The organism is Novosphingobium sp. NFX11 (genome assembly GCF_057376415.1).
In genome coordinates this window covers 2,136,676-2,158,146 of the sequence record NZ_CP080384.1, presented here as the reverse complement: position 1 = coordinate 2,158,146, position 21,471 = coordinate 2,136,676, and the positions used below count along the sequence as shown (strand labels likewise).

The following is a 21,471-nucleotide window of genomic DNA, read 5'->3' as shown; positions in this document are numbered from 1 at the left end:
TCCTATGGACGATGTTCATGGGCGGTCGCGACGTCGATAAGCGCGACCTCACCGTGTGGATGGGGGAAGCATCCAACCTCCTTTGCGACCTTCCGCACGACATCGTTGCATTCGCGATCGACGAGGCGGTCAGGAGGAGCCGGCACGGCTTCATTCCTTCGGTGGGCGAGATCCGTCGCGTCGCTGATCCGTTGGCGGAAGAGAGGCGGCAGCACATTGCGCGGCTGGAGCGGATGGAGGCAGCGCTTGCTGACCCAGCCGCCACGGCGGAGCGCGAGCGTCGTCGTTTCAACATCCAGGCCAACGAACGCCGGATCGAGGCAGAGGCTGCGCGGCGCCGGGCCGAAGGCGTGGACGAGGGAAGTAACTGACATGGCGATCGGCATCCCTTTCCCCGAATCCAACCTCACGCTCAGTGCTCCGACACCAGAGGATGCCGCGGCTGGCACGGTCTATGACCTTCACGTCCACCGGTACCGTGATCTCGACGGCAATCCGAACGTCATCAGCAAGTGGCAGTTCGCACCCGACGAGCTCGCAGCCGTGGTGGCGAGCGGCGGTGCCTTCTGGTTCAACTGCTGGGGCCACACGCACCCGCCGATCTGGATCACGGGGCACAATCCGTTCGTGCGCGCTGCCGTGGCCGGAGAAGGCGAAGACCTTGCCGACGAGCAGGACAAGCGGCGGCTGGCACTGATCGAACGGATCGGCACTGCCGCGGACCTTATGGACGGCAAGCCGCTGAAGGGCGAGCTCGGCGACGTCGCTTATGATTTGCTCCGACAGGCGGCGGCCCAGCTATCGAGCGACCGCGTGCGCCTCGCCACCGTGCCGCCGCCAGCCGCCGGCGACAGGGAGCACCCGAGTGCGCAGGACTATCGCAACCGGGCTGAGCGCGCCGAGGCTGAGTGCGCGGAGTTGCGGGTGCAGATGGCGCCGACAGGCGCTGAGGTCACGCCTTGGGATATCGTGCAGGCCGAGCAACACTATCCGCCTGCGGCGTGGAAGCGGGCCGCCATCATGGATCTCGCTCAGTTCGTGGCCGAGGTGCGGGTGGCAGTCTTGTCGGCGCGCGCGGTTGACGGCGAATGAAGCCTCGGCACCTCAGGCCAGCCGCGCTGTTGCAAGCCATCGCGCGAGACGTGCGCCATCTCCGCCCCGATTGGCGCACGCCGGAGCGCTATTTCGAGAACCGTGACGAGATCGAAAACCGACTCCGGCGGCTAGCGCGAGACCTGGACGAAGGGGCGAATGAGAGAGGCGCACGCGATGATTCCTGACTTTGAAATCACCGACCTAGGTTCAGCATCGTGCATCATGGAGAAGGCGCGTGGCGTCGAAGCGTCGTAAGATCACCAAGCGTAAGGCCGTTTCGAAGAAAGGCCGCCTGCCCAAGGCGGCTGGAAACCCGATCGAGCGCCCGACGCCCGAGATGGAAGCGCGCGTCGAATACACGCTGGGCCAAGTCATCGCTGACAATGGTCAGGTGCTCGCGCTGGCTTATCGCCGGAAGCCCCTGATCGAAAGCATGCATGAGAAGATCGGGCTTTCCGATCTTCAGATCTCGGCGCTGCGCTACTACCGGCAGTCCTTCGATCGTACCGAGCGATCATTGACGAAGTGCGCGCTCAGCCCCGACACGCTTTTCCGTGCGGGCCATTCAGAGTTCACGTATACCGAGCATCAGACGCTAGCCCGCCGCTGCGTGAAGGTCTGCGAAGCCGCCCTCGGTCAAACGCTCACAACCATGCGAAGCGTGGTGCTAGAGGATAAGTCTTTCAGCCAGGTAGCGATGGAGAGATTTGGCTCCCGACTGAAGAAGGGCGCCAACGGGAAGGATGCAGTCGTTCCAAAGTCGGGCCGCCACCGCGCGTTGATCCGAGAGGAGTTCCTGACAGGGCTCGACCTTCTGTCCCGCCGCCTGAAGGGCTGGATTTACGATGAGCGGCAAACTCTTTCGATCTGGGTCAGGGCAAATCGCGACGGAACCGCTGTAATCGAGAAAGGGCCGTCTGCCCCCTTGGGGGCCTACGGCTTTTCCGGCTCGGTCGTCACGGTTCTCGCTGTATATGGCCGCCTGTACGGCCAAGCCCGAGCGGATTTGACGTACAAGTCCAACGATCAGGCAGTTGAGGCGCTGACACGGGCCGCGAAACCGCTTCTTAACCAGCTCATCGACGAGGACGCGAAAATTGGGATTGAAGCCAGCGGGCTGGACCTCGGTATAGCTGAGGTCCAGCAAGCCAGCGAGATCAATCCTTGATGGCGTCTTCCCGGATCGAGAACCGGGAGAAGGGCATATCTTCTACGTCGATCCCACGCTCTCTCGTGGCGGTAAGTCGGTCGCGCCATTGATCGCTTGAATAGGGGCCAACAACCTGGTCGCACTCAATCATGATCTCGGTCAGGCTGCCGGTCTTCGGCTCATCCGAGGCGACGACAGCAGTCTCAGGGTGCGCCAACCGCCACCATACGTGGCGCACAATGAGATCCTCTCCATATGGCGCGCGTTTATCCGGCCGCTGGATGGAAAGGTAGTCTCCGACCCGCGGCAAGGCTGGTGCCTCGAAATCGAGTGAGTAGTCCGGCTCATCCGAACCAGTATCGCGAACGACGACGGTGAACTTGATCATTGTGCCCTCCGAATCAGAGAGAGGACTGTCTCCGCAACGCGCCGCACAGGCAATCCACATTGACGATGTTTGGCGCTTGCGCGGGGGCAACGGATATGCAATTGTTATCAGGATTTAGAGTTGCGCCCGCAGCCGGAAACGGTGAGCGGGCGTATCTGTATCTGCGGCCATCGTCCAACGGTAGGGCCTCAGTCTTCCAAGCTGATGATGTCGGTTCGATCCCGACTGGCCGCTCCAGATTTCGGAGGTTAGCGATGAGCGACATCAAGTTCACGATGAGCGCGGAGAAGGCGCTCACCGTCGAAGAGATGGAGATCGTCTACCAGACGATGGCCGACGTGAAACGCCTTCGAAAGCTGTACGACGCGCCGGGCCACGCCCTCCCGGGTGTGGGACCATTCCTTGATCAGGAGATGATCGAGGCTGTGGCGCCGTCTTACGGACAGGAGATCCTTCACCGCGTTGACGTCATGGTCGCGCAGCTGGGTCAATACGGGTTCACCGTCGTAGCCGAGGAAGCGGCCTGATGTCCGATGCGACGATCAGCCTGGCGATCGCGTCGCTGGCCGACGCCGTATCGGCGCTCGCGCGCGGCGACCACGAGCGGATGCAGACGAAGCTCGATCAGGTCGAAGCCACGCTGAGCAAGGCGGCGGAGCAGCGTTCCCGGGAAGGAGATCCTGTCGAGGTCGCGAAGACGATCGCCGAAGGAATGCAGCGCCTCGCGGAAATCACTGCGCGCAGCAGCGCCGTCTGATCTGAAGGGAATTCGATGCCCAGCCGCCCGCCGACGATCAAGCGGGCACCGCTTCGAAAGGCTTGGACCAAGCGCAAGGACGTGCCGGACAATCGCATTCGCGGGCGTCGCGGTCAGGAACTTCGCCACCGCCGGCTCGCTGCCGAGCCTCGATGTCGTCATTGCCTTCGCGATGGCAGAGTTACCCAGGCCACCGTGCCTGACCATATCCTGGCGCTCGCCCTCGGCGGGGAAGACGTGGACAGCAACATCCAGTGCCTGTGCGCTGACTGTCACGCCAAGAAATCCGCGTTGGAGGCGCAGTTCGGGGGCGGCGCGGCCAATCATCCGGAGTGGTTGAAGCCCAGCGCGGTGGCGCTGACGATCGTGTGCGGGCCGCCATGCAGCGGCAAGACGACGCATGTCTCTGCGCACGCGGGTCAAGATGATGTCGTGATCGACCTCGACAGCATCCTGACGCGGTTGCAGCCGACCTATCGGCATTGGTCGGAGGATGTGGAGCGGGGCTTGCTCAACCGAGCGATCAGGGTGCGGAACGATATGCTCGGCTCGCTATCCCGCTCGTCGGCGCCGCATGCGTGGCTCATCGTGGCCGCACCAACGGCCGATGAGCGCGCCTGGTGGCAGACGAAACTGGGTGGCGAGATCCTCTTGCTCCATCCGGGCGTCGATGAGTGCAAGCGCCGCGCGGTGACTCGGGGCACGCCTGAGGCCATCGAGGGCATAAATCGGTGGGAACATCGGGCTGTTCAGCCTTGGAAACAGGGTCGCTGAGCACCCCTGGGGGCGGGTCTAAACTCGCCGGGCACCGCCCGGACACCGACGAGTGGGGGAGAATTTTCGCGCGCCCGAATTAAACTTTTGGGCCGATATAAATTTTGGAGGTCGCGATGAAGCCAGGGCGCAAGCCTAAGACACCGACCGAGAAGGCGGCGGCTGGCACCCTACGGCCTTTTCGAGACGCGGGCAAAACGGAAATTATCGTCCCGGGCGATCCGCCCATCATGCCCGACTACCTGATGCCGCAGGCGCAGGAGGTCTGGATGGAAGTGCTGGGCCGGGTCATGTCGGCCGGGGTGACCGAAATCGATAGCGCTTTGCTGGCGCGGTACTGCTCGACGGAAGCGCTAGTTCGCCAGGCATTCAAGGCCGGGGAGACCCGCCGCCAGCCGCCTACCTGACCGTGTGCCGTCAATACGAAGAATTGCTCCGCATTGCGGGGCCGAAGAGCCGCGTCGGCGGCGGCGGAGGTGGAGCGGATGGCACGAAGCCGGGCAACCCGTTCCAGCGCAACGGACACCGGTCACGCTCGTGACTACACCGCTATCGCGCTGGCATATGCCAGGCGCGCGGCGGCGGACAAAAAGCAGACGGCGCATTGTAAGTGGGTTCGCCTCGCTGCGCAGCGCCACCTCGACGACCTGAAACGCTCGAAGAAGAAGGACTTCGGCTACTACTTCGATCCGTGGCACGGCAACGACGTGTGCGACTTCGCCGAGAAGCTGCCCCACGTCGAAGGAAACTGGTGCAAGTGTCCGCGCGCCAAGGTTCTGCGCGGCGAGCACAGTGACCGTTGCGGGCTGATCGACCTCGAGGACTTTCAAATTTTCATCCTGGTCGTCGTGTTCGGCTGGCGAGACAAGGAAACCGGGCTGCGGCGGTTCACCGTCGTCTATGAGGAACTGGCCCGCAAGAACGCAAAGTCGACCCTGACGGCAGTCGTCTCGCTCTATTGCCTCGCCTGTGAGGATGAGCCGGGGCCGCAGATCCTGACGGCGGCGACGACGTTTGACCAGGCGAAGAAGGTCTTCCATCCCGCCAAGCGGATGATCGAGAAGACGCCGGCGCTTCAGGAGGCGTTCGGCCTCATTGCCTGGGCGAAGTCGATCACGTGCGGTGACAACGGCGGCTACATGCAGCCGATTCACAGCAAGTCGAAGTCGCAGGACGGCCACAACCCACATGTCGTCACGCTCGACGAGCTGCACGCGCATTCGGATCGCGGTCTCTACGACGTCATGGTGTCGGCCTTCGGGGCGCGGTTGCAGCCGCTGCTCTGGATCATCACGACGGCGGGCTTCAACACGCTGGGCATCTGCTACGAGCAGCGGACGTTCGGAACGAAGGTGCTCGAGCGGTCGATCATCGCCGAGCACATGTTCGTCGTGATCTACACGCTCGACGGGCCGAAGGATTTCACGCCCGAGCGGAAAGTCGGGGACGATCCCTACGACGAGCGCAACTGGATCAAGGCCAACCCGCTCGCCGCAGCTGCGCCGTCATTGCTGAAAGAGATCAGGAAACGTGCCATCGAGGCGAAGGCAAGTCCTTCTGCCGAGGGCAATTTCTTCACGAAGAACCTCAACCGCTGGCTGGGCGCGGCGTCGGCCTGGCTGAACGTGTCGCAGTGGCTGGCCTGCGGCGACGACACGCTGACGCTGGACGACTTCATCGGGCTCGATTGTTACATCGGGGCCGACCTTTCGAACGTCGACGACCTCTCGGCCCTGGTGCTGGCGGCGGAGACGCCGGACGGACAAGTGCTCATCAAGTCGTGGTTTTTCTGCCCTCAAGCGAGGATCGACCGGCAGGATACGACGCTCAAGCAGATCACGGACCTCTACAAGGAGTGGTCGAAAGGCGGCCACCTCATCGCAACGCCGGGCGACTTCATCGACCACAATGCGATCGAGGCTGTGATCCGCGATCTCAAGAAGCGGCTGGCAGTTCGCCGGGTAACCTTCGACCAATGGAACAGCGGGCTCGCCATGGCGGCGCGCCTGAACGACGACTTCAACGATGGCGGCGAGGCCTTCGCCGTCCAGATGCCCAAGAACGCGGCGAACGTCACCGACCCTGCCAAGCAGATCGAGGCTCGTGTGCAGGCTGGCCCGACCCGCCTGCGGCACGATGCGAACCCGGTTTTCGCATGGATGGCGGGCAACGCCGTAGTGGACCGCCGCGTGAATGGATCTCTCCTTCCCAAGAAGGAGACGCCCAAGAGCCCGAACAAGATCGACGGAGTAGACGCCATGATCAACGCGACTGCGCCGATGATTGCGCCGCCGGATGGAGAAGACACGATCGATGATTTCATCGCCCAGATGAAGGCGGCTGCGTGATGGGGTTCGGAACGTGGGTCGGGTCGGTTTTCCGCTTCGGCACGATCGGCGGCAACGGCAAACTCAGCGGCGCGCCCGAAGACGAGCCGACCCGCAAGGCGGTCAGCTACGGTGCGGGCATCGACAGTGCCGGTCAGTCGGTCACCCAGAAGACGACCCTGGGCCTCCCGGCCGCGTGGGCATGCGTGCGACTGAAGTCCGACGTCGTCGGGTCGATGGGTATGGGCGTGTTCGAGAAGGCGCCCGATGGTGGGCGCAAGAGCCGTCCTGACCACTGGCTTTACGATCTCGTCCACGAGGAACCGAACCGGGATCAGACGGCGGCCGAGTTCTGGTCGGGTCAGGTCGCGGCCATGGACCTGTGGGGGAACGCCTACGCCGAGAAGGAGACGCTGGGCCAGCGCACGACCGCGCTGACGCCGATTGCGCCGCACCTGGTGCAGGTAGCGCGCAATCGGAACAACGAGCGGGTCTACCTGGTGGCGGACCGCGGGAAGACGGAGGAACTGCCGGCCGACAAGATATTCCACCTGCGCGGACTGACGCTCGGCGGGGACGTGGGGCTTTCGGCGATCGAATTCGGCCGTCGCACGCTGGGCGGGGCAATGGCGGCCAACAAGACGGCGGCGGACACATTCCGCAGCGGGCTTCAGGCGGCGGGCTTCATGGAGACGGGCGCCACCAAGCTGACGCCGGAACAGCGCGCGGATCTTCTGGCGATCTTCGACAGCTTCGTTGGCGATGCGATGCGCGGCCGGATCGTTCCGCTGGAAAAGGATCTCAAGTTCTCGCCGCTCAAGATGAACCCGGCAGAGGTCCAGCTTCTCGAATCGCGGGCATGGGACGTGGAGGAGGTGTGTCGCTGGTTCGGCGTGCTGCCGATGCTGATCGGGCACGCGGCCAAGGGGCAGACGATGTGGGGCAGCGGCATCGAGCAGCTGCTGCTCGGCTGGCAGACGCTGCTGCTCAACCCGTTGCTGACCAACATCCAGCAGGCCGTGAAAAAGCAGCTGCTGCCGGTCGCCGAGCGGAAGAAGGTCTATCCGGAGATCAACCGCGAGGCGCTCATGGCGGCGGACAGCGCCGCGCGCGCAGCGCTCTATTCCGCATTCGGCCAGAATGGCGTGATGACCCGCGGCGAGATGCGCGCTCGCGAGAACCTGCCGTCAAAGCCGGGCGACGACTTCCTGACGGTGCAGTCCAACTTGGTCCCGCTCGATATGCTGGGCCAGGCGACCACGGGAGCCGACCAGCAAGCCCGCTCCGCCCTCATCAACTGGCTGGGCATCAGCCTCAACGCGGGCGATCCGGACCCGGCCGAGCTTGCCCGCCGGAACGCCATTATCAATCACCTGTCCGGCATCCCCCAGGAGAACTGACGATGCGCCTGCATCCAGAATACGGCCGCAAGCACAGCGGCGCTCTCAAGGTTCGAGATTTCGACTTCGAGGTAAAATCTGTTGGCGAAGACGGCACCTTCAACGGTTACGGCTCCGTCTTCGGCGTCGTCGACAGCTATCAGGAGGTCGTCGCCAAGGGTGCATTCGTCGAAAGCCTGGCGGAACTGGCGAAGAAGGGCCGCCCGGTGCCGGTGCTCTGGCAGCATCGTTCCAGTGAGCCAATCGGCGCATGGTCGAACCTCAAGGAAGATGACCACGGCCTGTGGGGGGACGGGCAGATCCTGCTCGACGCTGGCGACATGGAGCGCCGCGCCTATGCGCACATGAAGGCGCGCACCGTCACCGGCCTGTCCATCGGCTACTGGGTGCGCGAGAGCAGCTACGACGAAAAGACGGGCATCCGCACGCTGACCAAGCTGGATCTCGTCGAGATCAGCCTCGTCACGTTCCCGGCGAACGACGATGCGCGGGTCGAGGCCGTCAAGTTCAAGCTCGCCCACGGCGAGCTCCCCACTGATCGAGAATTTGAGAAGTTCCTGCGCGAGGCAGGCTTCTCGAAGACCCGGGCCGCCGGCCTCGTCGGCAACGGCCTGGGAGAACTGCGCCGGAGGGAGTCCGAGCGCGACACGACGAGCAACCCGAGCCTGAAGGCTCTTTCGGACACCCTGGCCGGCTTCTCCCTGAAGTCCGCCTGACGCGAGTACCCATTATGAATATGCTGACTACTCCTGCGGCGCTCGCCGCGGGTGCCACGCGCGTGCCCGAGTTCGGGCGCAAGGATGGCGGTGCCGACGAAAAGACGCTCGAGCAGCGTCTCGCCCATGCTCTCGAAGAGGTGAAGGGCTTCGCCGTCGAGTTCAAAACGAAGAACGATGCTGGCGAAAAAGTCGCCACCGAGACCAAGGAAAAGGCGGACAAGGCCCTCGTGGACCTCGAAGCCATCCGCGGCGAAGTTACCGAGCTTTCGCAGAAGCTCGCGCAGGCCCGGCGCGGCGGTGGCGACGACGAGGTCATCCTCAAGAGTCTCGGCGTGGAAGTCGCCAATCACCCCGACGTGAAGTCCTATATCGAGGGCGGATGCAAGGGCACTGTCGGTTTCAGCGTGAAGGCTGTCACCACGGCAACGGGCTCGGGCGGCGGTCTGATCCGTCCGGATCGCCAGACCGAAGTCGTCGGCCTCCAGCGCGTGCAGCTGCGCGTCCGCGACCTCCTGACCCCGGGCCGTACCGAGGGCAACTCCATCGAGTATGCCTACCAGGCAACCCGCGTGAACAACGCCGCCGCGGTGGCGGAAGGCGCGCAGAAGCCGGAATCGGACTACACCTGGGAAGTCGCCAATGCCCCGGTCCGCACCATCGCCCACTGGGTGCCGGTGTCGCGCCAGGCGATGGACGACATCCCCCAGCTGGAAAGCCTCGTCGACGGCGAACTGCGCTACGGTCTCGACGACGTCGAGGACGCGGAACTGCTGCTCGGCGACGGTACCGGCCAGCACCTCAACGGGCTCTACACGCAGGCGACGCCTTACTCGCAGCCTGCCGGCGTCGTGGTCACCGGCGAAACCCGCATCGATCGCCTTCGTCTGGCGATCCTTCAGGTTGAGCTGGCCGACTACGCTCCGGACGGCATCGTCCTGCACCCCACGTCGTGGGCCAACATCGAACTGACCAAGGACTCGGCGAACGGTTACATCTTCGCCAATCCGCAGGGCATGGCCGGTCCGATCCTCTGGGGCCGCCCGGTCGTTCCGACCAAGCGCATCGGCGCGACCAACTTCCTGACCGGCAACTTCAAGCTCGCCGGCCAGATCTTCGACCGCATGGACACCGAAGTTCGCATCTCCGACCAGGACCGCGACAACTTCATCAAGAACATGCTCACCGTCCGCGCCGAGAAGCGCCTCGCCCTCGTGGTGCGCCGCCCCGGCGCCCTGGTGAAGGGCTCGCTGGCGATCGCCTGATCGTCCGGTGATGGATCGAGGTCGGCGGCGCTGCCGTCGACCTCTTTTCCGGTCAGCGGTGCCGCGTTGCGCCGTTGACCTGAGAAGGAGAACCCCATGAAAAACGCATTGGTTTTGGACGATCATTTTGGCGACGACGGCAGCGTCACCGCCGGGATGATCCTGAAGGACATGACCTCGAAGCGATTCGAGGAACTGTCGAAGAAGGGCCTCGTGCGCGAGGCCACCGCAGAAGAGGTCAAGGCAGGCGATCAGCATGCCTTCGAGAAGGACGAGACCGAAAAGCTGCGCGAAGACGGCCCGACCGTCGCCGAGTTCGTGGAGGCGGGCTACCCGGCTGAGAACTATCCTCCGCACGGCTACGCCTCGCGCAGCACGGCGAAGGAAATCCGCGCCGCCGTCGCCGCCCAGAAGAAGGCGGCGGAGAAGCCTGACGACAAGCAGGCTCCGAATCCCGACAACAAGCAGGCCCCCGAGCCTGAAAACAAGGGGCCTGACCATGGCGCGTTCCGCTCGCCGCTCGCGCGGCTACGTCTGCGTGCCGAAGTTCACCTCTCGGCCGTCGATCACCGGCACTGCCCAGGTCGGGCAGACGCTCACGGGCGCGAGCGGAACGATCGTCGACGGCGCGGCCAGCGCTCGCCGTTGGCTGCGCAATGGCGTCCCGATCGCGGGCGCCACTGCGGCCACCTATGCCGTTCAGGCTGCGGACGTCGGCACCACGATGACCTATGAGGTGACGGCGGTCAGCAGCCGAAACCCGGTCAACCGCACGGCATCGACTTCCCTGCCGACCGCGACGGTGATTGCCTGATGCGCACCTTCGTCGTCACTCCCCCGCGCCCATCGTCACCTGGGAAGATGCTGACGCGCATCTGCGGCTGGATGGCGACGAAGACCAGCGCACGATGGTGGAACGCCTGATCAAGACTGCCACCAGCCATATCGATGGTCCGGATGGCTGGCTCAACCGCGCGCTAGGCCCGCAGACGCTCGAGGCTCGCATGTGCGGCTTCGGTTCCGGCCTGATCCGGCTACCGTATGCGCCCGTCATCGATGTCGTCTCGGCGCACTACCTCGACAGCATGGGTCAGCCCCAGCTGATCGACCCCGCCGCCTACGAGTTGTTCGGCGATGTGCTCGGCAATGCCTGGGGACAGTCGTGGCCGACGCCGGGGGCATATCGTGGCAAGGCGGAAACGGTCCGCGTGCAGTACCGCGCCGGATATGCCGCCGACATCGATGCGGATCCGGTCCAACATAACGTGCCGGAGCCGATCCGGCATGCGATCCTGCTCATGGTCGGCGACATGTACCGGTTTCCCGAGACGGCGACCGATGGGGCCGTGAATGTGGTTCCAATGTCGACCACCGTCGAAAACCTGCTCCAGCCCTTCCAGATCTATCGCTGATGGCCCGGGCGAGCGCAGGCCGGTTTGACCGGCGCATTTCGATCTGGCGCAGCGAGCTGGTGGACGACGGGACCGCCACCGTGCCGGGCGAGCCTGCTGAAATCGGCAAGCGCTGGGCGAAGAGACAGGACATCAGCGACGGCGAGCGCATGCGGGCCGGGGAGAACGCTCAGGATCTCACGACCCGCTGGACCGTCCGGTCCGATGCGTTGACGCGCACGATCTCCGGCGGCGACGCCCTCCGGCACAAGGGTGTCGTCTACGAGGTCAAGGGCGCGAAAGAGAGCGAGGAGCGGGAAGACGAGATCGAGATCACGACCGCGGCGCGGCTGGACGCCCGGTCATGAGGCCGACTGTGAAGCTCGTCGTTTCGCGCGATCTCAAGCGAAACCTCAAGAGGCTGTCAGAGATCAGCCGCCGCGAGGTCATGGAGGAGGCGCTCACCGCAGGCGCCGAAGTCATCGCCGAGGAGGCGCGCTCGCTCGTTCCGGTGAGGACCGGCAACCTGCGCGACAGCATCGGCGTCTCGACGGAAACGATCAACCTGTCCGCCGGGCAATTCGGGCGCGGTGACGTTCAGGTGTTTGTCGGCCCCCGGCAGGGGAAGGGCGAGCCGAACAACGGCTTCTACGGCCATATGATCGAGTTCGGCACGGCCCATTCACCCGCGCATCCGTTCATGCGCCCGGCATTCGACGCCAAGGGCAAAGAGGCCGCCAACGTCGCGGTCGCCCGGCTCCGCATCGAATTCAACCGCGCAACCAAGGGCTGACAATGGAAGAGGCGATCCGACACCTTCTCCTGAGCGCCGCGCCGGTCGTATCGCTCGTGGATGGGCGGGTGGACTGGGGTGTGCGCGTGCAGGGCTCGCCCCTGCCGGCGATCACGATCAACCAGGTCACCGGCGCGGTGGATATGCACCTGTCCGGTGCCACCGGCTGGAACCGCGACCGACTGCAGTTTGATTGCTGGGGCACCACGTTCCTCGCCGGGCGCAACCTCGCCCGTCTGATCGCCGGGGATGGCGGCATCCTGGTCGGATACCGGGGACGCATGAGGGCGTGCAGCTGCGCACGTTCATCGCCGCCCGCCGGTCCGACAGCGACACCGACAGCAAGGGCCCAGTCCATCGCACGATGGTCGATGTGATCGTCTGGCACCGCCCCGCAGCCTGAGAAGGAGAGAAATCATGTGGATCAAGACGACGTCGGCTTTCGTCGACAAACACGCCACCGACCCCGCGGACGCTCACGTCCCGGCGGGCAAGAAATTGAACGTGACCGCCGAGCGCGGCCAGGAGCTTATCGCCCTCAAGCTGGCCGAACCGGCCGACAGCGAGGACGCGAGCGACCAGGCTGCCCCGGACACGTCCCCCGAGGCCAACAAGGGCGCGCGTCGCGCCGAGCAGGAGTAACCTAGATGGCAGCAACGCACGAAGACACGGATATCGGCTTCCTTACCATGTTCGGTAAGGGCACCGGCGTAGGCTGGCAGGCCTTCGCCGAATGCACCGAGATCAATCCGCCCGAGGCCGCGCGCGACAGCGTGGACTTCACCCATCACGGAAGCCCCGACTTCTACCGCGAGTTCAAGCCTGGCCTCACGGACGGCGGCGAGGTGAGCATCGTCTACAACCTTGTGCCCGGTCTGCTCGACGACGCCGTTATCGCCACGCACCTGTCGAGCCGCGCGGTTGAACCGTGGGAAATCCGCTTCCCCAACGGCGCCATCCTGTCCTTCAACGGTTTCGCCACCGCGCATGGTCGGGCCACGCCGATGGAAGACAAGATGACCGGCTCCGCGACCTTCAAGGTCTCGGGTAAGCCTGTCCTGACGCCGGCGGCCTGATATGACGGCCGCCAACAGGCACCGGGGCATCTCGGCTTCGAACTTCCGTTCGAAGGCGAAGCCGAGCCTCGGCAGTATGTCTTCGCCTTCTCCACGAACGCTCTTTGCGAGCTCGAGGAGGAATTCAATCTCGACAACATCGTGGACCTTCAGAATGTGCTGGGCGAACGGCCTTCGCTGCGCCACATCCGGACCTTGTTCCGCATCGGCCTGACCGATTGCCATCCTGGCATGACCGACACCGAGGCGGGCACGATCATCGACGCCATCGGCGGCCTGCCCCAATCGAGCGAGCTCATCATGCGCGCGCTCGAGTCCGCGTTCCCGGAGGCCGCCAAGACTGGCACCGGCAGCCCTCGGGCAGCGGCGGCGACGCCGAAGGCAGGACGTGGGACTGGCCGAGCCTCCACATCACGTGGTGCGAGGCAGGGCTAGATCCTGACCGCTACTGGCGGCAGACCCTCGCGAGTTGGCCCGCGTCCTCGATGGAAGGGCGCGGGCGGCTCGCAGCCTGCACGATCTGGTGATGCAGGCATCGTGGACTTCGGCGTCCCTCGGCCGCTCGAAGAAAATCCCGCCGCTGAAGAACTTCATGCTGACACCGCCAGCCAAGCCCAAGCGGCAGACCTGGCAATCCTTGTACGCCGTGGCCGCCGCATGGGCGGCCGGAAGTGGCATCATCGTATCTGAGGGGAGCACTGCATGAACATGGCAGTGGTCGGCGCCGCGCGCGTCGTATTTGGCGCTGACACCTCGGACTTCGACGCGGGGGCCAAGGGCGTTGAAGGCGTTCTTGGCCGCCTGGTCGACAAGTTTCATGCTGTCGAGCAGCGCCTGAAGAATATCGGCGCGGGCATCACGCTCGGCATTACCGTGCCGTTCGCTGCGATGGTCCGCTCCATTGACAAGGGCGCCGGCTCTTTCGAAGCGCAGATGAAGAAGGTCGAGGCCGCGCTCGGGAACGTCAGCGGAGATGAGCTGAAGCAGCTTTCCGATCAGGCCCGTACCCTCGGGCCGCAGGTCGGCAAGGGCGCGACCGAGGCCGCCACGGCCATCGAGGCGCTCGGGCTCGCTGGCGTTTCCACCGCTGACATCCTCGGCGGCGCACTGAAGGCGGCGCTCGACCTTTCGGCGGCTGGCATGGTCGATGCAGAAAGCTCGGCTTCGCTGGTCACCGACATCATGGGTCAGTTCAAGGTATCGGCCGGGGAACTGCCGGGCGTGGTTCAGAAGGTCGTCGGTGCCCTCGACACCTCGAAGTTCGGCTTCGACGACTTCCGCCTTGCGGTCGGCCAGGGTGGCGCGGTCGCAGCGTCCGCCGGTGTCGGCTTTCTCGATTTTGCAACGGCGATCTCCGCGACCAGCACGCAGTTCACCAGCGGCGCCGACGCGGGAACCTCGTTCAAGACGTACATTCAGAGCTTGGTCGGCAACAGCAAGCAGGCGAAGGAGGCGATGCAGAAGCTGGGTATCTCGTTCTTCGATGCCAACGGCCAGATGAAGCCGATCGCCGAGCAGGCGGAGATCCTGCGGACAGCCCTCGGCGGCCTGACCGACGCAAGCAAGACTGAGGCGCTGAAGACGATCTTCGGCTCGGATGCCTCCCGCACGGCCATCGGTCTCATGGAGCAGGGCGCCGACGGCTTCAACAAGCTGCAGGCGGCGATCGCGGGCGGCGATGTTGAAGCGAAGATCGCGAAGCGCATGGAGGGCTCCGAGGCGGCTGGCAAGCGCATTGCGGCAGCATGGGAGAGCGTGAGGATTGCCCTCGGCGTCGATACCGGACTTCTCGATGTGGTGACGGCGATCAAGAATGGGTTCGCCGGTTTCCTCGAGACGATCGCCAAGGCGCCTCCCGCGCTGCTCAAGGTCGGCGCGGTATTCTCGGCAATCGGCGCGGCCATCGGCCCGCTGCTGCTCGTGGTCGGGCATCTGGGCGCGGTGCTGTTGGCGAACTTCGCTGCGTCCAAGTTTGGCCTCATCGGCCGCGCCATCGCGCTCATCATCTCGCCGGTCTCTACCCTTATCGGCATGCTCGGTGAGTTTGGGCTAGCGCGCGTTCTGACGCTCGTCGGATCGCGCCTACTGGGCTTTCTCGGCCCGGTCGGCCTGGCGATAAGCGCTATCCTCCTGTTCAAAGACCAGATTGCCTTTGCACTGCAGCAGGTGTGGAAGAGCCTGACCGAAACGCTCGGCCCGCCCGTCGAGGCCCTCCTCGGAAAGCTGTCGGCGCTCTTCCAGAAGTTTACCGGAGGCCCGATTGGTTCGGCGCTCGAGGGCTTGACCAGTCTGCTCGGCGGCGTCGTCGATGTGATCGGCACGCTCCTGGTCGGCACGATCGTCAATGCGGGCGAGGTGATCGAGCGGGTGCTTGGCGCGGCTATCGCCATCATTTCCGGCCTGGTCGATGTGGTGAGCGGCGTCGTCGATGCGGTCTCGGCACTCCTGCGCGGCGACTTCGAGGGCGCATGGAACGCGATCGCCGGGATCGTCGGGAACGTGATCGGCGCCATCGTCGATATGATTTCCGCGTTCGTTCCCGAAATCGCCGCGCCATTGCAGGCGGCTTGGGTCGAAGCGAAAAAGTGGCTGGCCGATGGCTTTGGCTCGATCTTCGCGACGCTCAGCGGGATCGTGCAGAGCGGGGTCAATTTCGTTGCGAACGCATTCCCGAGGGTCGTTGAGGCGGCGCGCGGCGTCTACCAAGGCGTGAAGGCGTGGCTCGTCGACAAGTTCGGCGGGCTGATGACGTGGATCGGAAATGCCGCAAAGTGGATAGGCGACAAGTACGCGGCTCTCCAGCAGCGGCTGGGCCTCGGCGCGGCGGCGCGGACAATACTCCTGCTGCGCCGGCGGCCCCGGAGACTGGTCCCGCCCCCGCGCCACCGCCGAAGCGCACCGTCAGTTTTGACGATGACGGCGGGTCGAAGAAGAAGGTCGGCGGCACCCCCAAAGGACGCAACACGACCTATGACGCGGGCAACCGCCAGCAGATTCAGGACGACCTTGAATTGGAGGCTGCGCGCCTCCGCGGCGATCGTGAAGCGGAACGATCGATCCGCGCTCGGCTGGAGCTTAGCAAGCAGATCGAAGCCTATCAGCGCACGGGCCTGTCCCTTGAAACTGCGACCGCAGCAGCGAAGCGCGATATGGCTACCCTCGAGGCGGCTCGCCGGGAGGGGATGGCGAAGGATCTCGAGCGTGACGAGGCTGCTCACCAGATCGACCTTGCGCGCATTGTCGGCAACCGCACGCTGGAAGAGACCCTTGAGCGCCAGCAGGAGATCAAGGATCGCATCGCGGGGTTCCAACGCGATGGCCTGACGATGGAGGAGGCGACGGCGCGCGCGCTGCGTCAGCAGCTGGACGTGGACGCCGCGCGCGCCCAGATCCGCGCTCGCATGCTTGCGGACGACGAGCAGGATCGACAACTCGCTCTCGCGAAGGCCAGGGGTACAGCGAGGAGCGGATTCGGCAGCTTCAGCGCGAGATCGACATCCGCGAGCGCATCCGACAGCTTCAGCGCGACTTTCCCGAGATGGGTGACGATGAGGCTCGCGATAAGGCCAACCGAGAGTGGAGCGAGATGGAAGAAGCCCGCCAAACGGGGGTTTTCCGCGACACCTTCAGGGACGGCGTCCGGGCTGCTCTCGATGGCGACCTCAAGGGCTGGTTCAAGAACTGGTGGCGCGATCGCGTCGCCAAGGGAATGGAGGAAGCCCTCAACAGCCTCGCAGACCTCATCTCTCAACTCTTCTCGCGCGTCGGCTCCTCCGGGGAGGGGGCGGCATCTTGGGGACGATCGGCAGCATTATTGGTAGCGTAGTTGGGGGTGGGTCGAGCCTCAGCAGCAACTCTTCCGCAGCTTCCGCCGCTGCTGGCGTCAATTGGAACGACCTGCCGGGCTTCAAGACTGGCGGTTCCTTCAAGGTCGGCGGCAACCCCGGAATAGACAGTAACCTTATCGCTTTCCGCGCGACGGCAGGCGAGATCGTAAATATCGAGCGGCCGGGTAACGACACCGGCCCTGCTGGTGGCGTCGTTGTGCAGCAAAGCATCACGTTCAGCGGGGCCATGGACTTGGCGACCAAGGCGGAGGCGATCCGCTTCGCGGACGCCGGACGGCAAGCCGCAATCAGTGCCATCATGGAGGCGAACAAGCGCCGTGCCTGACATCGAATGGCCCAAAGGCCTCTTCCCGTACAAGACGCTATTCTACCTGCAGCCCCACGTGGGCGGGCAGGAGAGCCCGCTCACACGCACAAAGAAGGTCTATGGACTTTCGGCGCCGCGATGGATTGCCAGGCTGACGTTCAAGGCCGGTCACGGTTACGATGGCTCTACAGGGTACACGGGGCCGCGGACGAATGACCCGGCCTTCTATGCTGCGCGGCTGGATGCGCTGATTGCGGAGATGGAGGGCGGCCTCAATTGCGTTCGCTTTCACGACTTCCGGCGCCCTAGGCCTCAGAGTTACATGTCTGTGTATGGCCCCCGGACGGTCGATTTCGCACCGAAGGGTGCAACCTCGATCACCGTGCGCGGTTCGCAGGGCGGAATCGGGCCCTCCATTGGGGATTATATCGGCGGTGACGGCCGGCCTCACATCGTCACGAAGGTCACTCCGACCAATGCAACGATGATGTCGGTTTTCCCGGCAGAGGGCGCGCTCACCGTCGAATTTCGGCCACCCCTATCTGCCCCCATCGATGATGGCGCGCCCCTTGAAACGCGCGAGGTGACGGCGCGCTTTCGGCTCAACACTGACGATGCGGGGCAAAACGAAGCGGAGGTAGGCACTCCCGCTGAGTATGTGCTCGATTTCACCGAAGATCTGCTTCCGCCGGACTCGAGCGGATTTCCCCAAGTGGCCCCGGTAACCCGGATGGCCCTCCTATGCCGGAGCCCATGTGATGAGCGGTATTCGCGATCTTGACCCGAACCTGCAGGCGGAGATTGAAAAGTCCGAACTACGCCCGTTCCTCGGCGTGCATATCGATCTGCCCGATCCGGTTTATGCAGTCACGGGCAATGCTACGATCAGCTATGCGGGTGAAGTATGGAGCGCTATCGGCGGCCTGGGGCAGATCGATACCGTAGGTGAAGGCACTGACGGATCGGCAACCGGCGTCAAAGCGACGCTATACCAAATCCCTTCTGAGTTTCGTGACGATATTGCGGATCAAGCTAAGCGAGGCTGTTTGTATGAGCTCTACGTCGGCGCGCTGGATCCGAGCTATCAAGATGTCGTGGGATTCAAGAATATTTGGAAGGGCCGCCTAGATACCTATGAAGTAGTGGATGCCGGTGAGACAATTACCGTCACCGCTGGTGGCGAAAGCCGCATGCGGGACCAGCGGCGCCCAGCCATCAAACGTTTCACTGACTGGTGGCAGCGCAGCAAATATCCTGACGACGTCGCCTTTCAGTACGTAACCAGGATGTCAGAAGTGCCCATCCTTTGGGCGAAGTCGAAGCAGGCTGCTGTCCTTTGAGCGATCCAGCGTGGTCGCTACATTGCGGCGACCAGTGGCGAGAGCACGTTCTTGCGACGACTGGGCGCGACATCTGCGACATGGTTGGATCGTCTCCCCGCAAACCCCGAGATTGGGTGTCGATGATGCGACGGCTGGGCGTCCGCGATATGGCAGGGGTGATTAGCGCAGTTCACGGCGAGACCATTCCCTATCGACAGGCGGCGCGGGGGGATATTGTTCAGCGGGGCTGGGCCATCGGGATTTGCCGAGGACACCAAGCGGAGTTCTTCGGCGCTGAGTTCGTCGCCCTTTGTAATATAGATCGCGCCTGGCGAGTTAATCGATTTCTCTCTTGAGAGCAGCAATCGCGTTTTTCGGCTTCGGCTTGCATGCAATGACGTTACCGCACCATGCGCGCGCAGCGATCACTGCAGAGCCGTCCGGCTTGGCGCGGCGAACTAGAACGTAAGAAAGATCAGTATTGGCGTAAATGGCGCCATACGTTGCGAGCAAGTCAGGACGATCTACAGCCAGCTGGAAGCGAGTGTTCTGCCTTATCCAGTCGGTCGCGCGACGCCACTTTTCATCGCACTCACTTGCAGATTCACAGGTCGCTATCGGCTCGGCCTTCTTCGCCCATGCCTCCGCCCTGATCGCGTCAGCTGGCTGCATCGCCAGCGCCAAGAAAATCAACATCATGCCGCCTCCTCCACGATGCGGACTTTTCAACGAAAGTGCACAAATGGGCAAGGTTGTAAAAGCGATCGCAGTTATCGCGGTGGCCGTCGCCATCGCATACTTCGCACCGCAGATATCGGCTGCGATTTTATCGGCGTCGGCTTCGGCGGCCACCGTTGCTGCGACGACCGCAGCCGTGTCAGCCGTGCTTTCCCTTGCGGCAGCCGCCGGCTTCGCCTTGTTAGCGGGGAAGCCCTCGGCCGGCACGGCCGGGCCGATCATGTTTCGGCAGTCGATCTCGAACAGCTTCATCATCTACGGCAAGCGCCGGGTGAGCGGGCTGCTCATCTTCTTTCACCCGCGCGGGAAGCGAGAGCGCTACTTCGTCATCGCGGTGGCAGGACACCAGTGCAAGGGCGTGGTGCGCTGGTGGCTGGGCGACGAGCAGGTCAACGTGAATAGCTCTGGCATGGTGACGAGCGGCAAGTTCGCCGGGCGCGCATGGCTCTGGTTCTATCGCGGCACTCCGAACCAGCTGTCGCATCCGCTGTTCGTTGCGGAGACGGCGGGAAAATGGACCGCCAATCACCGCGCGCGGGGCACGGCGCTAATCTATGCGAAGTTTCGGCTCGACAACGATACTGTCCAAGCTGGAATGCCCAACATTACTGCCGAGGTGGAGGGCAAAGACACCATCAGCGACCCACGCACCGGCACCGTGGGCTACACCCGCAACGCGGCCCTCGTCTTCTACGACTGGATGCTGACCCGCCGCGAGGAAGGCGGCTTCGGCTGTTATGATGACGAAGTCGATTGGGATTGGGTCGCGGCTGAAGCCAACGTCTGCGATGAGCTCGTCGACACACCTGCCGGGCCGGAGCGTAAGTATGAGTTCGACAGCTACATCCAGACCGGCGCGTCGCCCAGCGAAGTTCGCGACACGTTCGTCACCTGCTGCGCGGGTCGGTTCACGTACAGCGGTGGCAAAATGCTGCTGCGTACAGGATACTATGTTCCTCCATCGGCGACGCTGCAGGAAATGGACCTCGCAGGCCCGATCACCGTTCCTGCGCTTCTCGAAGGAGATCAGATCGCAAACGAGATCTCCGGCTCATACATAGAACCCAACAAATATCAGCCTACCGACGTGCCCACGCGCTCGCAGTATGCCGACGACGTCCGGCAGGCCTCCTATGACCTTCCGCACATCACCTCGCCATACCGGGGGCAGCGCATCCTGGAATACTACCTGCGCAAGTCGGCGGCCGAGCGCCGGGTGACCTGGCCGATGAACATAATGGGCATCGCGATTTCAACTCTCGACACCGTGCAACTGGCGACGTCGCGCTACGGCCTGTCCAACTATGCATTCAGCGTGACGTCGTGGGGCCTCAATCAGGATTTCTCCTGCGGCCTGCAGCTCGAGGAGCACAACGCCGAGATGTTCGAATTCGACCCGGACAGCTACCTCGAGCCCGGCGAGGTCGGCGAGCTCGACGAGGCGGAGCCGATCAGTGATTCGGATGAGATCATCCTCGATGGCGGCGACGCAACGACGGAGGTCGACTGATGCCCCTCGTGCGATACAAGCTCCGGCGCGACACCGCGGCGAACTGGACGTCGGTCAACCCCACGCTGGGGCCCGGTGAGCCGGGCGTGGAGTCCGACACGCGGCTGGTGAAGTATGGAGACGGCATAACGGACTGGATCGACCTGCCATATGCCGCAATCGAACTGCCGGCGGTGCTAACCGCCTATGCGGCTGGGGATACGCCGAGTGCTTTCACGCTCTCGATCGTCGACAGTGCGGACGGGGCTGCCTGGCTGGCCGCAATCGGAGCCCAGCCGGAAAACGCCACCCTGACTGAAATCGCCGAGGTATCTCCTATCGCCGACGGAGAGCACACTTTAGCCGGGATCAAGATCACCACGGCCAAGGGCTTGATAACTTCCATCGATGCGGCCTGACGGGGCCATGGAGTGACAGCGACGTACAAGCGATCAACTTCCTGACGGCGGTAGCCAGCCTGATTGCGGAGTCCGTCGAAGCGGCCCCCACAAGGGCGATGACCGATTCGGTGCCACTGCCTTCGTTTGGCTCAGCCGCCAGGACTTCGACACCCTAACCGGCAACACCGACCGCCTGCTGCGCCTCCACACGCTGGGCGACCGCTGAATCTATGA

30 protein-coding genes and 1 tRNA gene are annotated in these 21,471 nt (G+C 63.9%); 28 read left to right on the top strand and 3 right to left on the bottom strand.

What is annotated here, in order from left to right:
• Window positions 1-17: 17 nt before the first annotated feature.
• The 3 genes from KZO24_RS10890 to KZO24_RS10880 all read left to right on the top strand — a co-directional run bounded on the left by KZO24_RS10890 (window position 18) and on the right by KZO24_RS10880 (window position 2,263).
• Complete coding sequence (locus tag KZO24_RS10890) at window positions 18-371, top strand: hypothetical protein (RefSeq protein WP_486486188.1); 354 nt, start codon at window positions 18-20, stop codon at window positions 369-371.
• Window position 372: 1 nt separating this feature from the next.
• Window positions 373-1,092, top strand: a complete 720-nt coding sequence (locus tag KZO24_RS10885) for a hypothetical protein (RefSeq protein ID WP_486486187.1) — start codon at window positions 373-375, stop codon at window positions 1,090-1,092.
• A 238-nt stretch (window positions 1,093-1,330) separates the two neighbouring features.
• Window positions 1,331-2,263, top strand: a complete 933-nt coding sequence (locus KZO24_RS10880) for a hypothetical protein (protein WP_486486186.1) — start codon at window positions 1,331-1,333, stop codon at window positions 2,261-2,263.
• On the opposite strand, the gene KZO24_RS10875 is transcribed toward KZO24_RS10880, so the two are convergent.
• Window positions 2,253-2,633, bottom strand: coding sequence for a hypothetical protein (locus KZO24_RS10875; RefSeq protein ID WP_486486185.1), 381 nt, complete (start codon window positions 2,631-2,633; stop codon window positions 2,253-2,255). The two genes, KZO24_RS10880 and KZO24_RS10875, sit on opposite strands and share 11 nt — an antisense overlap.
• 163 nt (window positions 2,634-2,796) lie before the next feature.
• Here KZO24_RS10875 and KZO24_RS10870 point away from each other — a divergent pair.
• The 19 genes from KZO24_RS10870 (at window position 2,797) to KZO24_RS10780 (ending at window position 16,456) form a co-directional block, all read left to right on the top strand.
• Window positions 2,797-2,870: transfer RNA gene (locus KZO24_RS10870), tRNA-Gly, on the top strand.
• A 17-nt stretch (window positions 2,871-2,887) separates the two neighbouring features.
• Window positions 2,888-3,160: a hypothetical protein gene (locus KZO24_RS10865; protein WP_486486184.1), complete on the top strand. Its 273-nt coding sequence runs from the start codon at window positions 2,888-2,890 to the stop codon at window positions 3,158-3,160.
• Entirely contained in the window at window positions 3,160-3,390 is a 231-nt protein-coding gene (locus KZO24_RS10860) for a hypothetical protein (RefSeq protein ID WP_486486183.1), read from the top strand. The genes KZO24_RS10865 and KZO24_RS10860 overlap by 1 nt, the downstream gene beginning before the upstream one ends.
• A 15-nt stretch (window positions 3,391-3,405) precedes the next feature.
• On the top strand, window positions 3,406-4,164 hold the full coding sequence (locus KZO24_RS10855; protein WP_486486182.1) for an HNH endonuclease: 759 nt from the start codon (window positions 3,406-3,408) through the stop codon (window positions 4,162-4,164).
• Between the two features lie 230 nt (window positions 4,165-4,394).
• Window positions 4,395-4,571 carry a hypothetical protein gene (locus KZO24_RS10850; RefSeq protein WP_486486181.1) on the top strand — a complete coding sequence of 59 codons (177 nt, stop codon included), beginning with the start codon at window positions 4,395-4,397 and terminating at the stop codon, window positions 4,569-4,571.
• A gap of 78 nt (window positions 4,572-4,649) precedes the next feature.
• Window positions 4,650-6,512 carry a terminase large subunit gene (locus tag KZO24_RS10845; protein WP_486486180.1) on the top strand — a complete coding sequence of 621 codons (1,863 nt, stop codon included), beginning with the start codon at window positions 4,650-4,652 and terminating at the stop codon, window positions 6,510-6,512.
• Window positions 6,512-7,891, top strand: coding sequence for a phage portal protein (locus KZO24_RS10840; protein WP_486486179.1), 1,380 nt, complete (start codon window positions 6,512-6,514; stop codon window positions 7,889-7,891). Before KZO24_RS10845 ends, KZO24_RS10840 begins: the two co-directional genes overlap by 1 nt.
• A gap of 2 nt (window positions 7,892-7,893) precedes the next feature.
• Complete coding sequence (locus KZO24_RS10835; protein ID WP_486486178.1) at window positions 7,894-8,607, top strand: HK97 family phage prohead protease; 714 nt, start codon at window positions 7,894-7,896, stop codon at window positions 8,605-8,607.
• Between the two features lie 14 nt (window positions 8,608-8,621).
• Window positions 8,622-9,872, top strand: coding sequence for a phage major capsid protein (locus KZO24_RS10830; protein WP_486486177.1), 1,251 nt, complete (start codon window positions 8,622-8,624; stop codon window positions 9,870-9,872).
• Between the two features lie 96 nt (window positions 9,873-9,968).
• On the top strand, window positions 9,969-10,607 hold the full coding sequence (locus KZO24_RS10825) for a hypothetical protein (RefSeq protein ID WP_486486176.1): 639 nt from the start codon (window positions 9,969-9,971) through the stop codon (window positions 10,605-10,607).
• A 71-nt stretch (window positions 10,608-10,678) separates the two neighbouring features.
• Window positions 10,679-11,284 (top strand): head-tail connector protein, encoded by a 606-nt coding sequence (locus tag KZO24_RS10820; protein ID WP_486486175.1) that lies wholly within the window; start codon window positions 10,679-10,681, stop codon window positions 11,282-11,284.
• Entirely contained in the window at window positions 11,284-11,631 is a 348-nt protein-coding gene (locus tag KZO24_RS10815; protein WP_486486174.1) for a phage head completion protein, read from the top strand. The genes KZO24_RS10820 and KZO24_RS10815 overlap by 1 nt, the downstream gene beginning before the upstream one ends.
• An 80-nt stretch (window positions 11,632-11,711) precedes the next feature.
• Complete coding sequence (locus KZO24_RS10810) at window positions 11,712-12,056, top strand: HK97-gp10 family putative phage morphogenesis protein (protein ID WP_486486173.1); 345 nt, start codon at window positions 11,712-11,714, stop codon at window positions 12,054-12,056.
• A gap of 2 nt (window positions 12,057-12,058) precedes the next feature.
• The gene (locus tag KZO24_RS10805) at window positions 12,059-12,433 is read left to right on the top strand and encodes a DUF3168 domain-containing protein (RefSeq protein WP_486486172.1); all 375 of its coding nucleotides are present in this window, start codon (window positions 12,059-12,061) and stop codon (window positions 12,431-12,433) included.
• 40 nt (window positions 12,434-12,473) lie between these two features.
• Window positions 12,474-12,698 (top strand): hypothetical protein, encoded by a 225-nt coding sequence (locus KZO24_RS10800; protein WP_486486171.1) that lies wholly within the window; start codon window positions 12,474-12,476, stop codon window positions 12,696-12,698.
• Between the two features lie 5 nt (window positions 12,699-12,703).
• A complete protein-coding gene (locus KZO24_RS10795) occupies window positions 12,704-13,132 on the top strand; it encodes a phage tail tube protein (protein WP_486486170.1) in 429 nt (142 codons plus the stop codon).
• Window positions 13,133-13,273: 141 nt separating this feature from the next.
• Window positions 13,274-13,567 carry a hypothetical protein gene (locus tag KZO24_RS10790; RefSeq protein WP_486486169.1) on the top strand — a complete coding sequence of 98 codons (294 nt, stop codon included), beginning with the start codon at window positions 13,274-13,276 and terminating at the stop codon, window positions 13,565-13,567.
• Between the two features lie 34 nt (window positions 13,568-13,601).
• Window positions 13,602-13,838 (top strand): hypothetical protein, encoded by a 237-nt coding sequence (locus KZO24_RS10785; protein ID WP_486486168.1) that lies wholly within the window; start codon window positions 13,602-13,604, stop codon window positions 13,836-13,838.
• Window positions 13,835-16,456 carry a phage tail tape measure protein gene (locus KZO24_RS10780; protein WP_486486167.1) on the top strand — a complete coding sequence of 874 codons (2,622 nt, stop codon included), beginning with the start codon at window positions 13,835-13,837 and terminating at the stop codon, window positions 16,454-16,456. Before KZO24_RS10785 ends, KZO24_RS10780 begins: the two co-directional genes overlap by 4 nt.
• Window positions 16,457-16,487: 31 nt before the next feature.
• Here the strand turns inward: KZO24_RS10780 and KZO24_RS10775 are convergent, their stop codons facing one another.
• A complete protein-coding gene (locus tag KZO24_RS10775; protein ID WP_486486166.1) occupies window positions 16,488-16,883 on the bottom strand; it encodes a hypothetical protein in 396 nt (131 codons plus the stop codon).
• Window positions 16,884-16,924: 41 nt separating this feature from the next.
• Between KZO24_RS10775 and KZO24_RS10770 the strand changes: the two genes are divergently transcribed.
• The 4 genes from KZO24_RS10770 (at window position 16,925) to KZO24_RS10755 (ending at window position 18,965) form a co-directional block, all read left to right on the top strand.
• Window positions 16,925-17,305: a hypothetical protein gene (locus KZO24_RS10770; protein ID WP_486486165.1), complete on the top strand. Its 381-nt coding sequence runs from the start codon at window positions 16,925-16,927 to the stop codon at window positions 17,303-17,305.
• Window positions 17,298-18,068: a hypothetical protein gene (locus KZO24_RS10765; RefSeq protein WP_486486164.1), complete on the top strand. Its 771-nt coding sequence runs from the start codon at window positions 17,298-17,300 to the stop codon at window positions 18,066-18,068. Before KZO24_RS10770 ends, KZO24_RS10765 begins: the two co-directional genes overlap by 8 nt.
• Window positions 18,046-18,627 (top strand): hypothetical protein, encoded by a 582-nt coding sequence (locus KZO24_RS10760; protein ID WP_486486163.1) that lies wholly within the window; start codon window positions 18,046-18,048, stop codon window positions 18,625-18,627. Before KZO24_RS10765 ends, KZO24_RS10760 begins: the two co-directional genes overlap by 23 nt.
• Window positions 18,628-18,707: 80 nt before the next feature.
• Complete coding sequence (locus KZO24_RS10755; RefSeq protein WP_486487167.1) at window positions 18,708-18,965, top strand: DUF6950 family protein; 258 nt, start codon at window positions 18,708-18,710, stop codon at window positions 18,963-18,965.
• On the opposite strand, the gene KZO24_RS10750 is transcribed toward KZO24_RS10755, so the two are convergent.
• Window positions 18,946-19,308, bottom strand: a complete 363-nt coding sequence (locus KZO24_RS10750) for a hypothetical protein (RefSeq protein ID WP_486486162.1) — start codon at window positions 19,306-19,308, stop codon at window positions 18,946-18,948. The genes KZO24_RS10755 and KZO24_RS10750 overlap by 20 nt on opposite strands.
• Before the next feature lie 43 nt (window positions 19,309-19,351).
• Here KZO24_RS10750 and KZO24_RS10745 point away from each other — a divergent pair, with 43 nt between their 5' ends.
• Both KZO24_RS10745 and KZO24_RS10740 read left to right on the top strand, forming a co-directional pair.
• Complete coding sequence (locus KZO24_RS10745; protein ID WP_486486161.1) at window positions 19,352-20,857, top strand: hypothetical protein; 1,506 nt, start codon at window positions 19,352-19,354, stop codon at window positions 20,855-20,857.
• On the top strand, window positions 20,857-21,255 hold the full coding sequence (locus KZO24_RS10740; RefSeq protein ID WP_486486160.1) for a hyaluronate lyase N-terminal domain-containing protein: 399 nt from the start codon (window positions 20,857-20,859) through the stop codon (window positions 21,253-21,255). Before KZO24_RS10745 ends, KZO24_RS10740 begins: the two co-directional genes overlap by 1 nt.
• The last annotated feature ends 216 nt before the right edge of the window (window positions 21,256-21,471 follow it).